General features: G+C 46.0%; 11 protein-coding genes. 3 read left to right on the top strand and 8 right to left on the bottom strand.

Features of this window, described 5'->3' with window-relative positions; translation table 11 throughout:
- Positions 1 to 24: 24 nt before the first annotated feature.
- Positions 25 to 1521, top strand: coding sequence for an OmpA family protein (locus FTV48_RS05120; protein WP_179999578.1), 1497 nt, complete (start codon positions 25 to 27; stop codon positions 1519 to 1521).
- A gap of 56 nt (positions 1522 to 1577) precedes the next feature.
- Here FTV48_RS05120 and FTV48_RS05115 read toward each other — a convergent pair whose 3' ends face one another.
- From FTV48_RS05115 to FTV48_RS05080, 8 genes are all read right to left on the bottom strand, one after another.
- On the bottom strand, positions 1578 to 2990 hold the full coding sequence (locus FTV48_RS05115) for a short-chain fatty acid transporter (protein WP_005171604.1): 1413 nt from the start codon (positions 2988 to 2990) through the stop codon (positions 1578 to 1580).
- Between the two features lie 97 nt (positions 2991 to 3087).
- Complete coding sequence (locus FTV48_RS05110; RefSeq protein ID WP_005096536.1) at positions 3088 to 3726, bottom strand: CoA transferase subunit B; 639 nt, start codon at positions 3724 to 3726, stop codon at positions 3088 to 3090.
- A gap of 2 nt (positions 3727 to 3728) precedes the next feature.
- The gene (locus FTV48_RS05105) at positions 3729 to 4433 is read right to left on the bottom strand and encodes a CoA transferase subunit A (RefSeq protein WP_100329796.1); all 705 of its coding nucleotides are present in this window, start codon (positions 4431 to 4433) and stop codon (positions 3729 to 3731) included.
- Positions 4434 to 4541: 108 nt separating this feature from the next.
- On the bottom strand, positions 4542 to 5444 hold the full coding sequence (locus FTV48_RS05100; RefSeq protein ID WP_100329795.1) for a hydroxymethylglutaryl-CoA lyase: 903 nt from the start codon (positions 5442 to 5444) through the stop codon (positions 4542 to 4544).
- Positions 5441 to 7435 carry an acetyl/propionyl/methylcrotonyl-CoA carboxylase subunit alpha gene (locus FTV48_RS05095; RefSeq protein ID WP_074382976.1) on the bottom strand — a complete coding sequence of 665 codons (1995 nt, stop codon included), beginning with the start codon at positions 7433 to 7435 and terminating at the stop codon, positions 5441 to 5443. The genes FTV48_RS05100 and FTV48_RS05095 overlap by 4 nt, the downstream gene beginning before the upstream one ends.
- Positions 7436 to 7454: 19 nt before the next feature.
- Positions 7455 to 8249, bottom strand: coding sequence for an enoyl-CoA hydratase/isomerase family protein (locus FTV48_RS05090; protein WP_074382975.1), 795 nt, complete (start codon positions 8247 to 8249; stop codon positions 7455 to 7457).
- Between the two features lie 13 nt (positions 8250 to 8262).
- Entirely contained in the window at positions 8263 to 9864 is a 1602-nt protein-coding gene (locus tag FTV48_RS05085) for a carboxyl transferase domain-containing protein (protein WP_179999576.1), read from the bottom strand.
- Between the two features lie 35 nt (positions 9865 to 9899).
- A complete protein-coding gene (locus FTV48_RS05080; RefSeq protein WP_179999574.1) occupies positions 9900 to 11072 on the bottom strand; it encodes an isovaleryl-CoA dehydrogenase in 1173 nt (390 codons plus the stop codon).
- A gap of 147 nt (positions 11073 to 11219) precedes the next feature.
- Here FTV48_RS05080 and FTV48_RS05075 point away from each other — a divergent pair, with 147 nt between their 5' ends.
- Positions 11220 to 11855: a TetR/AcrR family transcriptional regulator gene (locus FTV48_RS05075; RefSeq protein WP_035337915.1), complete on the top strand. Its 636-nt coding sequence runs from the start codon at positions 11220 to 11222 to the stop codon at positions 11853 to 11855.
- A gap of 98 nt (positions 11856 to 11953) precedes the next feature.
- Positions 11954 to 13642, top strand: a complete 1689-nt coding sequence (locus FTV48_RS05070) for an AMP-binding protein (RefSeq protein WP_179999572.1) — start codon at positions 11954 to 11956, stop codon at positions 13640 to 13642.
- Positions 13643 to 13988 lie beyond the last annotated feature (346 nt).

Here is a 13988-nt window from a genome sequence, read left to right as displayed (position 1 = left end):
TTAAACATTAGAAAAATCAAAAGAATGGTGACGATTATGAATATAGACTTTATGGAACGCTTAAAAAGTGATGTTACGGCCATTGTGCTTCAAGGTGAAACAGAGCATTTATTTGCCAAAGATCAAGCTTTGGCGCAGTTCTATCCCGTATTTTTAAGTATATTACGTGCTCGTCCCGCCTGGATCGAGATTCTTGGTCAGCAACTCAATCCAAAGATTCATGAATTATTCAATGCAAATCCGGCATTAAAGCAGCAGTTTCTGGATCAACTTGATCAGAGCGCGCCACAAGATCAAATAGAGCAGACCCTGAATCGGGCCATTGTACCGACCCTCAATTTTTTACAGACCGAAGCCGGTGCTTCAAGTCCAGAAGCGATTAGTCATTTGTTGGAAACCCACGCCGAATCGATCCAGCGTGTATTACCTGTTTGGGCCGGATCGATTTTAGCGGCATTAGGTGTTTCTCCATTGGCGGGGCAGCATTTGAATCAGGCGCCTGAACTAGAACCAGAACATGCTGTTGTGGTACAGCAGCAGAAAAAAACCGGTTTTTTATGGCCGTTTATTATTTTTCTGATTCTGGCAGCTTTAATCCTGTTTTTTGTTCGTAGCTGTATGCAGGATGATGCTGAGGATTCGGCAAACCCCCAAACGACCCGTGAAATTGCCGCAGCCCAACCCGCTTCTTTACAGTTGAGTACCGGCACTAATGGTGAAATTATCAGTTGTCAGTTACAGCTGAATAATCCCCAATATATGCAAATTTTGCAAACCGAGATTAAACAGATCTTTAATTATAATATTGGTTGTGGCGCGCTCAGCAGTGAGGTTTATCATTCGGAATTTATTGATCAGGATAGCATTCCTTCCGTTTTGAAACTGATTCAAGGCATGCCAAATGTCTCACTAGACTGGATTGGTAATCAGGTTGCTATACGTGCAGCGAGTAATGCAGAAGCAGAACGTCTGGCAACACAAATTCGTAATCTGGCCAAAAATGTCACTGTTGTGACTCAACAGCCGGTCAATAGGAGTGAGGCGATTCAGGCTGCCAATAGCGATGCAGAACAAGCATTGGCGAGTATCAAAACTGATCATGTTCAGGCCTTAGATGTTGCGACTGCACTGAATTTGCAGATTATTAATTTTGATACTGCATCGACTGCCGTACCGGAAGTGAATAAATCGGTACTGGATCAGGCTGCCGCATTATTGCAGCGCGCACCGCATGTTATTCTCAAGGTCAAAGGACATACCGATGCGCAAGGAAGTGAGGCTGAGAATAAAGTGCTGTCTGTGCAACGCGCGCAAGCAATTGTGGGTTATCTGATTGAAAAGGGGGTTGATCCTGCGCAATTGCAAGCTGTAGGCGTGGGAGAGGACCAGCCTGTTGAACCGAATGCGACACCTGCCGGACAGTTTCAGAACCGCCGCGTAGCTTTTGAAGTGGTTAATACTGAAACAGGTACTATACGTGCAGTGGATAGCGAGGGTGTTGTAGAAAAGAAAGCCAGCTGAAATAATTTAAGCCATATAAAAAGGACGAATGATTCGTCCTTTTTATATGGCTTAAATTAAGAAAAGACCGGTGGACTATAGGTCAAAGTTCGGCCGAGGAACCAGAGTAAAAACAGCACCAGCGGGATATGAAAAACCAGTTGGGTCACGGTAAAACCGATCACATCTTTGGCCTTTAACTTCAGGATGCCCAGCATCGGCAACATAAAGAAAGGATTGATCAGATTGGGCAAGGCTTCGGCAGCATTATAAATCTGCACTGACCAGCCCAGATGCACTTTCAGATCATGCGCAGCCTGCATTACATAAGGGGCTTCAATAATCCATTTACCTCCACCGGAAGGAATGAAGAAACCCAGGATTGCCGAATAGAGACCCATCACGATAGCAAAGGTTTCCTGTGAAGCAATCGAAACGAAAAATTCGGCAATATAGTGTGATAGGGACAGATCGGCAGAATTCAGCGCATTGGTCATCATAAAGGCAATGCTGCCATATAAAGGAAACTGGATCAGCACACCCGAAATTGCTGGCACAGCCTTGGAAACGGCATTGAGAAAATTCCGTGGTGTGCCATGTAGTGCGACACCCAAAATCAGGAAGATAAAGTTATAGGTATTTAAACTGGAGATGGCCAGAATAGGATTGCTTTCGGAAAATTCGTTAAACATCCATACAGCACCTAGCACCACAATCAGAATACTTAAAATAGGTGAGTTTTCCAGCCAGTCGCCCGGACGTTTTGATGAAGATTCTTCCGGTTTTCCTTCTTCAATCTGAACCGGAAAATGTTCAATGGTTTTAATATGACTGCCTTTCGGCGCTGACCAGTAGGCAATGGCAATCGAGGCAATAATTAGAACCGCCGTCATGATCATGGATTGCGGCAGGAAAATCGTTTCGGTAAATGGAATGACACCGGTCAGATTGTAAATCGGTTCAGGCAGGCTGCTTTTATTGGCCTGTAATTGTGCAGCAGAGGAACTGATGCCGAGTGCCCAGGTGGCCCCCATCCCGATAATCGCTGCTGCGGCTGCAGCGCGGTAATCCATATTGAGTTCTTTACGTTGTGCCAGTGCAATCACGAGTAATGCAGTTAGAACTGTGCTCATGGCCCAGTTAATCAGGGAAATGAGTAGGCTGACTGTCGCGACCAATACAATCGCACCTCGCCCTGAATGGGGCAAACGTGCCATTTTTCGGATCAGAAGCTGCATTGGTTTTGAAACCGAAACCACATAACCGACCACGATCAGCATGCACATCTGCAAGGTAAAGGGAATCAGGCTCCAGAACCCGTCACCAAAGGAAATGGCAACGTCCTGTGCCGGCGCGCCAATTCCGATAGCGGCAATTGCGACAATGATGACACCGAGCAGGGCAAAAATATAAGAATCAGGAAACCATTTTTCTGACCAGTCACTGACGCGCAGGGCGAAGCGTTGTAAGATATTTTGTTCTGTTTGCATGATTAAAATCCATTTATTCTGCATTCATTTTTAAAATTAGAGTTTTCTTTGGTCGAAAAGAAACCCTTAAAATTTTTCATTTTAAGGGTCGGGAAAATCAAGCTGCTATTTTTTGTAAAGCCACACCCGTGACTTTCTGAATCTCCTCAAAACTGACCTCTGGTGCCAGCTCAACAAGTTGAATACCATCTGGAGTGACATCCAGCACACCTAAATCGGTAATGATCCGGTTGACCACAGCCTGTCCGGTAAGGGGCAGACTGCATTGCGCAACAATTTTAGGCGTGCCATCTTTGGCGCAGTGTTCCATCAACACCACGACTTTTTGTACCCCTGCGACCAGATCCATGGCACCGCCCATACCTTTGACTTTTTTGCCCGGAATCATCCAGTTGGCCAGATCGCCAGTTTCGGACACTTCCATGGCACCTAAAATGGCGATATTGACATGACCGCCACGGATCATGGCAAAGGAATCGGCACTGGAAAAGAAAGAAGCGCCCTTACGGGCAGTCACGGTCTGTTTACCAGCATTAATCAGGTCGGCATCGACGGTTTCAGCCGTTGGAAATTCGCCAATACCGAGCAAGCCATTTTCCGATTGCAGCCAGACGTTGATATTTTCTGGAATGTAGTTAGCAACCAGCGTTGGTAAACCAATCCCCAGGTTAACGTAGAAACCATCTTCCAGCTCTTGTGCAGCGCGCTGCGCCATTTGATTACGTGTCCAAGCCATGATCAAGCCTCCGCCTTTAAGGTCATCTGTTCAATACGTTTTTCCGGTTGGGTATTTAAGACTATCCGGTTCACATAAATACCGGGTAGATGGATTTCGTCCGGATCCAGCGCACCAATCTCGACAATTTCTTCTACTTCAGCCACGGTGACTTTGCCGGCCATAGCACAGACCGGATTAAAGTTTTGTGCAGTTTTACGGAAAATCAGATTACCTGCTTTATCGGCCTTATAGGCTTTGACCAAGGCAACATCGGCAGTCAAGGATTCTTCCAGAATATAAGACTTGCCATTAAACTCACGCACATCCTTGCCTTCAGCAATCACGGTTCCGACACCGGTGGCGGTATAAAAAGCCGGAATACCGGCACCGCCAGCACGTAATTTCTCCGCCAAGGTGCCTTGTGGGGTCAGTTCGACTTCCAGTTCGCCACTCAGGTATTGACGTTCGAATTCTTTATTTTCGCCGACATAAGATGAAATCATTTTTTGAATCTGTTTGGTTTCCAGTAAAACGCCCAAACCAAAACCATCGACTCCGGCATTGTTGGAAATACAGGTCAGATTTTTGGCACCAGTCTGTTTCAATGCGGCAATCAATGCTTCCGGAATACCGCATAAACCAAAACCGCCGACTGCCAGTGTATGTCCATTCTGAACCACGCCGTCTAAAGCGGCCTCTGCACTGTCATAAACTTTATTTGACATTTTTTACCTCGATTTATTCTTTTCTTGCAGATTCCTTTTTGGTCAGGAAACTACTGATGTATATCCTTGAGGACTTGTATCGTGTCCGGGTATTTCTTTTATTGAGTGTCAGGCACAGGCTTTTTGCCAATAGGCATTGGCATAATTGGAGGGATTATTGCGCTGCAATACCTCACTGATATTACGGCTGGCCTGCATCAGGGCATCCAGTTGAATACCGGTTTCAAAGCCCATATTCGAGAGCAGGTAATACAGGTCTTCAGTTGAAACATTGCCTGAAGCACCCTTGGCATAAGGACAGCCACCCAGGCCAGCAATGGAGGAGTCAAATACCCGGATGCCTTGTAACAGCGACTGGTAAATATTGGCGATGGCCATGCCATAGGTATTATGGAAATGACCTGCCAAAACCTTGGTATCGATCTGAGCCAGGCAAGCATCCCAGACTTTTTGCACCCGATCCGGTGTGGCTGTACCAATGGTTTCACCCAATGACACTTCATAGCAGCCCATATCCAGTAGACGCTGCGTGACTTTGACCACCTGTTTCGGATCAATCGCACCTTCATAAGGACAGTCCACCATACAGGACACATAACCGCGTACCCGAATATCATTGGCTTTGGCGGCTGCCATCACATCGGCAAACTTTTCAAAGCTTTCATCAATCGAGCAGTTGATATTTTTTCGGGTAAAACTTTCGGACGCTGCGGTAAAGACCGCAACTTCCTTGCAACCCACCGCCAGTGCTGCTTCAAAGCCCTTCAGGTTTGGCGTGAGTAAACTGAACTGAATATTTGGGTCTTTGGGCAAGCCGGCAAACAGCTGATCGCTGTCTGCCATTTGTGGCACCCATTTGGCTGAAACACAGGAACCGACTTCAATCGCCTGTAAACCGGTTTTCATCAGATCCAGAATCAGATTTTTCCGGTCATCCAGCGTTAATGGCGTTTTTTCATTTTGCAGGCCATCGCGTGGCCCGACTTCTACAATTTTGACAAATTCGGTCATGCAACATCCTCCGTCAGTGGCTGGAACTCAATCAGTTCATCACCGGCTTTGACCTGATCACCTTTCTGGAAATATGAACTGGCGATGATGCCGTCATGTGGTGCACGAATCGAGTATTCAATTTTCATCGCTTCCAGCGTCATCAAGACATCGTCTTTTTTGACCTTGTCATTGGCAGCGACCAGTACTTGCGTGATCACACCTGGCATTGGTGCAGTGAGGTTGTTTTCTGTCCCTTGATCATCATGCTGATCATAATCCGGCTGGATAGACTCGAATTTATGTGTCTGACCATTCTGGAACAGGGTAATGCCATGTTCAGTCTGGCTAAAGGCCAGTTTTTGCTGTTTGCCTGCCAGTTGCAAAGCTAAAGTATGTGCATCAATCAACTGACCTTGTAGCTGAATCTGCTGACCATTATAAGTGGCGATAAAACCTTGCTCTTGCGTACTGAACTGAACTTTAAGCATAATGCCATTGCGTTGTAATTGCACTGTATATGCATTTTGCTGATTCAGGCGCCAGAAAGCGTGTTGTTGCCAGACTGAGTTATTCGCAACCGGGTTTTGAGCTTGGCGTGATAATAATTCGATGAATGCAGCACTAACGATCAGTTCAGCATTGATCTCAGTCGAAGGTTTTAATAAGAACTCTTCTTCACGTTGAATCAGGCCGGTATCCAGATGGGCATTTTTAAACGAATCACACAGCACCAAACGGTCGAGGAATGCAATATTATTGCCCAAACCATCCACATGGAAATGGCCCAGGGCATGATGCATTTGCGTTAAAGCAGCTTCGCGGTTTTTGCCCCAGACAATCAGTTTGGCAATCATCGGATCATAATAGGTGCTGATTTCATCACCTTCGACAATGCCACTATCCACACGTACACAGTCATTTTGCTCTGGATAGTGTAAATAGCTGATCTGGCCAATCGCAGGAATAAAGCCTTTCTCTGGTTCTTCGGCATAGACACGTGCTTCCAGTGCATGCCCGTGGATCTGTAATTCATGCTGCTGTTTGGGTAAAGGCTCACCAAAAGCTACGCGCAGTTGCCATTCCACCAGATCCTGACCTGTAATCATTTCAGTGACCGGGTGCTCAACCTGCAAACGGGTATTCATTTCCATGAAATAGGCAGTACCATCTTGCTCGACGATAAACTCTACCGTACCGGCACCGACATAATCGACCGCACGTGCGGCATCAATCGCGGCCTGGCGCATCGCTTCAAGTTTGTCTTCTGGCATTTTTGGTGCAGGCGCTTCTTCAAGGACTTTTTGATGACGACGTTGTACCGAGCAATCACGTTCAAATAAATGCACATAATTGCCGTGGGTATCGCCAAAAACCTGTACTTCAATATGACGTGGCTGAATCACATAGCGTTCAATTAGCACATCTTCATTGCCAAAACTGGAACGCGCTTCGCTTTTACATGAAGCCAGCGAACTCAGAAAATCTTCACTGCGCTCGACCAGACGCATGCCTTTACCGCCACCGCCAGCACTGGCTTTGATTAGCACCGGATAGCCGATGCTGTCAGCCTGCTGTTTCAGGAAGTCGGCATCCTGATTGCTACCGTGATAGCCCGGGGTTAAAGGCACACCAGCTTTTTCCATCAACGCTTTAGAGGTGGCTTTGAGACCCATCGCCAAAATGGCATCGACAGGCGGGCCAATAAAGACAATATTATTGTCCTGACAGGCCAGGGCAAACTGGTCATTTTCCGACAAAAAGCCATAACCTGGGTGAATTGCTTGCGCACCGGTGTTTTTGGCCGCCTGAATAATACGTTCGATCTGTAAATAGCTTTGTGCTGCTGGTGATTCACCAATATAGATCGCTTCATCCGCCAGTTTGACATGCTGTGCCTGTGCATCGGCATCGGAGTATACGGCAACGGTGGCAATACCGAGTTTTTTTGCTGTACGAATCACACGGCAGGCAATTTCACCACGGTTGGCAATTAAAATCTTTTCAAACATCGTAGCATCCTTCTTGTTGTTATGCCGTGGTCTTGATCCAGGCCGGGCTTTGTTTGTTTAAAAATGCATTCAGTCCATTTTTCGCCTCATCTCCCTGGCGAATATGGGCAATATGCTGTGCTGTTTTTAGCAGTAAATCTTCGGTCAAAACCTGTTGGTCGACCAGTTGAATCAGTTGTTTTGAGGAATTCTGTGCTGCTGGGCCACCGAGTAACAGGGCTTCCACAATTTCATCAATTTTGCTGTCGAGCTGTTCCGGTGGAGTGACTTCATGCGCCAGTCCAATGGTTTTGGCCTGTTCCGCAGAAATTCGCTCGGCGGTCAGGAAATAACGTGAAGCCTGACGCGCACCAATCGCACGAATCACATACGGGCTGATGGTCGAAGGTGCCAGACCTAGGCGTACTTCAGAGGTGGCAAACTTGGCATCGGTGCTGGCCACGCAAATATCACAAGCTGATGCCAGACCCATACCACCGCCAAAAGCAATGCCATGCACCCGGGCGATGGTTGGCTGCTTTAAAGTCGCTAGGCTTTGCAGCATTTTCGCCAGTTTTAATGCATCTGCTTCGTTGTCTGCTTGAGAAGCCTGACCGGCCTGTTTCATCCAGTTCAAATCGGCACCAGCCGAAAAGCTCTTGCCGCGCCCTGCCAGAATCACCACACGCACATCATCACGGCTATTTAAAGACTGGAAGCAGCGATACAATTCTTCAATGACCTGAGTATTAAAGGCATTGTGCAGTTCAGCGCGATTAATCCAGACTGTTGCCACTTGATTTTGCTGTTCGAGCTGTAAAAATTGATATGTCATTTTTTTTCACCTCTTACATGCGGAACACGCCAAACTTGGTCGGCTGGATTGGCGCATTCAGTGCCGCAGCTAAACTAAGACCTAACACTTCACGAGACTGGGCAGGGTCAATGACACCGTCATCCCATAAACGTGCAGAGGCATAATAAGGATGACCTTGGCGTTCGTACTGATCACGAATTGGCTGTTTAAACTGGTCTTCTTCTTCCGCAGACCAGTTAGCGCCTTTGGCTTCAATCTGATCACGTTTTAAGGTCGACAATACGCTGGAGGCCTGTTCACCGCCCATCACTGAAATACGTGAGTTGGGCCAGGTCCACATAAAGCGTGGTGAGTACGCGCGGCCACACATACCATAGTTGCCGGCACCAAAAGAACCACCAATCACCATGGTCAGTTTAGGCACATTGGCATTGGCCACAGCCATCACCAGTTTGGCGCCATTTTTGGCAATGCCTTCATTTTCATACTGGCGGCCAACCATAAAGCCGGTGATATTCTGAATAAACAGCAGCGGAATATTGCGCTGACAGCACAGCTCAATAAAATGCGCACCTTTTTGTGCAGATTCGGAAAACAGAATGCCGTTATTGGCAATAATCCCGACTGGCATACCGTATAGGCTGGCAAATCCGGTAATCAGAGTGGTACCAAATCGAGCCTTGAATTCATCAAAACGCGAACCATCGACAATCCGGGCAATCACTTCACGGACATCAAAAGGTTTACGCGAATCTGTTGGCACGATACCGTATAGCTCTGAAGCATCAAACAAAGGCGCTTCCACATGTTCAGGCAACGGATTTGGTTTTTTATTTAAATTGGCCACAATATTACGGGCAATTTCCAGGGCATGCTGGTCATTTTCAGCCAGATGATCGGCTACACCGGAGAGGCGGGTATGCACATCACCACCGCCAAGATCTTCACTGGAAACCACTTCACCGGTTGCTGCTTTGACCAGTGGCGGGCCACCGAGGAAAATGGTTCCCTGATTGCGCACAATAATAGTTTCATCCGACATGGCAGGCACATAGGCACCACCCGCCGTACAACTGCCCATCACCACAGCAATCTGGGCAATGCCTTGGCTCGACATACGTGCCTGATTATAGAAAATACGTCCGAAGTGATCACGATCCGGGAAGACTTCATCTTGTAGCGGCAAATAGGCACCGCCAGAATCGACCAGATAAATACAGGTCAAATGATTCTGCTCGGCAATTTCCTGAGCACGCAAATGTTTTTTTACGGTCAGTGGATAATAAGTGCCCCCTTTAACAGTCGCATCATTGGCAATGATCATGCAGGTTACGCCATTGACCTGACCAACGCCAGCGACCACGCCCGCAGCAGGCACATCGTCCTGATAGACCTGATAGGCAGCCAGTTGTCCAATTTCAATAAATGCCGTGCCAGGATCAATCAGATGATCAATACGTTCTCTGGCTAGTAATTTACCGCGATCCAAATGTTTTTGACGGGCAGTTTCACCCCCACCCAAGGCAATTTTTTGGACTTTCTGTTTCAGGTCTTCGACCAGATTTTGCATCGCCGTCTGGTTGTTTTTAAATTCGTCGCTGCGAATATTAATTTTGCTCTTTAATTGATTCATGCCGAACATCCTTGTCTATTCTTGTGATTTATTTTTTAGGCAGTTTCATTAAACAGTTCGCGGCCAATCAGCATGCGGCGAATTTCTGAGGTGCCTGCGCCAATTTCATACAGTTTGGCATCGCGCCATAGACGTCCCGCAGCAAACTCGTTGATATAACCGTTGCCACCCAAGGTTTGAATGGTTTCGCCCGCCATCCAGGTGGCTTTTTCAGCTGCATATAAAATCGCACTGGCGGCATCTTTACGCAGGCTACGGCTATGCTCTGCCTTGTCACATTCTGCGCCAACTGCATAGACCAGGGCTTTACAGGCCAGCCAGGTGGAATACATGTCAGCAATTTTGCCCTGCATCAACTGGAATTCACCCAGCGCCTGACCAAACTGTTTACGATCATGAATATACGGAATCACGGTATCCATACAGGCATCCATAATGCCGAGTGGGCCTGCACTTAAAACAGCACGTTCATAGTCCAGACCGCTCATCAGCACTTTGGTGCCATTGCCGACACCGCCGAGCACGTTTTCTTTGGGCACTGCGACATTGTCAAAAAATATTGGATAAGTGTTTGAGCCACGCATGCCGAGTTTGTCTAGGTGCGTACCGTGACTAAACCCCGGCATATTTTTTTCAACCAGAAAAGCGGTCATGCCTTTGGCCCCGGCTTGTAAATCGGTTTTTGCGTAGACCACCAGTACATCGGCATCGCCGCCATTGGTGATCCACATTTTCGAACCATTCAGCAGGTAATGATCACCTTTGTCTTCAGCTTTGAGTTTCATGCTGACCACATCGGATCCGGCATTGGGTTCGGACATGGCCAATGCACCGACATAATCACCAGATACCAGTTTGGGCAGATAGCGCTGTTTCTGTTCTTCACTGCCATTACGCTTAATCTGGTTTACACATAGGTTAGAATGTGCGCCATAGGACAAACCAATCGATGCTGAAGCGCGGGAAATTTCCTGCATGGCAATGATGTGTGCCAGATAACCGAAATTTGAACCGCCATATTCCTCACTGACCGTCAGACCGAGCAGGCCCATCTCGCCAAATTTTTTCCAAAGGTGAGCAGGGAATTCATTGTCACGGTCCACTTGTTGAGCAATTGGAGCAATTTCCTTGGCGCAAAATGCAGCCACTGAATCACGAAGTGCAATAAGTGTTTCGTCCAAACCGAAATCCAAGCTTTGTAAATTCATTGTTCATCCATCCTGTGGTTCTATTTGTTGTATCCAAAAAAGCATTTTTGTTGTGCTTGTTATTTAACATACATCGAAAATTTAAAAAAGTGAATCAATATTCACAAAATGATTTATAATTCATTTTATCTTGTTGAGATTAATTTTATGAGTTATAAAAGATCATCATTGATGCAGGAACGAATGGAGCAAAATCGCTTGGCGATCTTGCAATCTGCTCGTGAGCTGATTACTCAAGGGGGCTTTAAAGAGGCGTCGATTCAGGCGATTGCAGAACGTGCAGGCGTTTCTACAGGCTTGGTGTATCGATATTTCGAAAACAAGAATCAGATTTTGATTCAGGTTTTGTCAGAAGCAATTCGGCTTGAAATTGAGATTTTAAATCACATTGCTGCCTCGGATTTATCGCCAAAACAGAAATTGCAAAAATCTGTTACAACTTTTGTGAAGCGAGCCATGAACAGCCCCCAGTTGGCGTATTCGTTGATGTTTGAACCGGTCGATCCGGAAATGGAACATGAGCGTTTTCACAGTAAACAGCTAATCAAGCAAAGCATTAAGGAAATTTTGGCTGAAGGAAAAGTCAATGGCGAGTTTGAATTTGAAGATTTAAATACCGCAGCACTGGGTGTGGTTGGTTCCATGACCTTTGTGGTAATTGAACCTTTGAATCCATCTCGGAATATCAGGTTTGATCAAAATTATAAGGATCACTTTGTCAAACAGATTGCCGATTTTTGTGTCAACGCAGTACGTCGACAGGAGGGAGTAGCAGGAGCATAAAACACAAAAAAACAGGCAGGAAGACAGGGTTGTCGTGGTCAAAAAACAATTAATAGAGTTGAAAATCAGAATTACAAAGAATCAAGGAGATCGATTCAATGACACAAGTACGGTTAAGCTATGCCTACGGAACAAGCAGCCAACCCTTATTGGGCATGACAATTGGCGAAAAATTTGATCAGGCATGCGAACAGTATGCATATTCTGATGCAATCGTCAGCTTGCACCAGAATGTGCGTCTGAGCTATCAGCAGTTGCAGCAGCAAGTGAATGCTTTTGCCTGTAGTTTGCAGAAACTGGGCCTGGAAAAAGGTGACCGTCTGGCCATCTGGTCGCCGAACTGTGTGGAATGGACCATTACCCAGTTTGCTGCATTTAAGGCCGGGATTATTCTGGTGAATTTGAATCCAGCTTATAAAAGTAATGAACTGGAATATGTCTTAAACAAGGTCTCCTGTAAGGGACTGGTGATTGCAGCGCAGTTTAAAACCACTGACTATCAGGAAATTCTGACTAAAATTGCTCCTGAGCTAATGCAGACTGAAAGTAAATTACTCAATGCAGAGCGTCTGCCGCATTTGAAGCATGTGATTAAAATTGATGAACAGGAATATGCGGGTCTACATCGTTTTCAGGACTTATTGGTGGAACCGAGCGCAAACGCCTTAGAAAAATTGCAGCAAGTTTCGAGTGAATTGCAGTTTGATGAAACCATCAATATTCAGTTCACCTCGGGTACAACGGGGAATCCGAAAGGTACCATGTTGACCCATAACAATATTTTAAATAATGGCTATTTTGTCGGTGAAGCCATTCATTTAAGTCCAGAAGATCGGGTTTGTATTTCGGTACCACTGTTCCACTGCTTTGGTATGGTGATGGGAAATCTGGCCTGTATTACCCATGGTTCAGCCATGATTTATCCATCTGCCGTTTTCAATCCTCTGGAAACCCTCAAAGCCATTCAACAAGAAAAATGTACGGCGGCTTATGGGGTGCCGACCATGTTTATTGCCATTCTTGAGCATGAACAGTTTGATGAATTTAATCTGAGCAGTTTACGTACCGGCATTATGGCCGGCAGTCCATGTCCACAGGAAATCATGCAACGTGTGATTGACCGGATGCATATGTCAGACATTACCATCTGTTATGGCATGACTGAAACCGCACCGGTCAGTGCGCAAAGCTCTACCGCAGACTCCATTGAACAGCGTGTTACGACAGTCGGCCGGGTACATCCGCATCTGGAAGTGAAAATTGTCGATGAAGATGGCAAGGTGGTGCCGCGCGGACAACTCGGTGAACTCTGTGTGCGTGGTTATTCGGTGATGCTTGGTTATTGGGAAGATCAGGATAAAACTGCAGAAGTAATTGATAATGCGCGCTGGATGCATACGGGTGATATTGCTGAAATGGATGATGAAGGCTTTGTCAAAATCAAGGGGCGAATCAAGGATGTCGTCATTCGTGGCGGTGAAAACCTGTTCCCCAAAGAAATTGAAGACTTCCTTTATACCCATCCTGCAGTTTCAGATGTTCAGGTGATTGGTGTACCAGATCATAAGTATGGTGAAGAACTCTGTGCCTGCATCATTTTGCATGAAAACGATCCGTGTACTGAAGAAACTATTCGCCAGTATTGTGCCGAGCATATCTCACACAATAAAGTGCCGCGCTATGTGCGTTTCTTCCATGAGTTCCCGATGACAGCTTCCGGTAAGGCGCAGAAGTTTAAATTGCGTGAATTTATGCGTGAAGAGTTGAACTTAAAGGAAATAGCTTAAGTATTGTTTAGTTTTTGAGATTGGTGAATTCTTCAACTTTTTTATCATTAAAAAAAGTTGAAGAGAAACTATTAAGAAAAAGCGAAAGATCTGCACAGCCTCACTTAGAAAGAAAGATTTTGATTTTAACGTGTAGGCCATGCTTTGACTTTTGATGGGCCAAAATAAACAAAAGCCCTTTATTTTGCTGAAGGGACATCCATCTCCTTCAGCAAAATGGCGACATTCATGTCGCCTGTCATGTGATTAGATTTAGGATAATGGTCGAAAATTTAAAACCTTTAGATGGAATCTTTATCAATATTGTAATAACTGATAAACCTAATGCTCTTTAGTCTGTTGAATG

Origin of the sequence: Acinetobacter sp. YH18001, assembly GCF_013416975.1 — a bacterium.
GTDB lineage: Bacteria > Pseudomonadota > Gammaproteobacteria > Pseudomonadales > Moraxellaceae > Acinetobacter > Acinetobacter pseudolwoffii.
The sequence above is the reverse complement of the archived record's forward strand: the minus strand, read 5'-3'. Positions and strand labels throughout refer to the sequence as shown.

Bases quoted from the DNA above. Each gene is read 5' to 3' on its own strand.
- FTV48_RS05110 (WP_005096536.1), bottom strand. From the start codon at position 3,726: ATGGCTTGGACACGTAATCAAATGGCGCAGCGCGCTGCACAAGAGCTG.
- FTV48_RS05120 (WP_179999578.1), top strand. From the start codon at position 25: ATGGTGACGATTATGAATATAGACTTTATGGAACGCTTAAAAAGTGAT.
- FTV48_RS05105 (WP_100329796.1), bottom strand. From the start codon at position 4,433: ATGTCAAATAAAGTTTATGACAGTGCAGAGGCCGCTTTAGACGGCGTG.
- FTV48_RS05100 (WP_100329795.1), bottom strand. From the start codon at position 5,444: ATGACCGAATTTGTCAAAATTGTAGAAGTCGGGCCACGCGATGGCCTG.
- FTV48_RS05075 (WP_035337915.1), top strand. From the start codon at position 11,220: ATGAGTTATAAAAGATCATCATTGATGCAGGAACGAATGGAGCAAAAT.
- FTV48_RS05090 (WP_074382975.1), bottom strand. From the start codon at position 8,249: ATGACATATCAATTTTTACAGCTCGAACAGCAAAATCAAGTGGCAACA.
- FTV48_RS05070 (WP_179999572.1), top strand. From the start codon at position 11,954: ATGACACAAGTACGGTTAAGCTATGCCTACGGAACAAGCAGCCAACCC.
- FTV48_RS05095 (WP_074382976.1), bottom strand. From the start codon at position 7,435: ATGTTTGAAAAGATTTTAATTGCCAACCGTGGTGAAATTGCCTGCCGT.
- FTV48_RS05080 (WP_179999574.1), bottom strand. From the start codon at position 11,072: ATGAATTTACAAAGCTTGGATTTCGGTTTGGACGAAACACTTATTGCA.
- FTV48_RS05115 (WP_005171604.1), bottom strand. From the start codon at position 2,990: ATGCAAACAGAACAAAATATCTTACAACGCTTCGCCCTGCGCGTCAGT.
- FTV48_RS05085 (WP_179999576.1), bottom strand. From the start codon at position 9,864: ATGAATCAATTAAAGAGCAAAATTAATATTCGCAGCGACGAATTTAAA.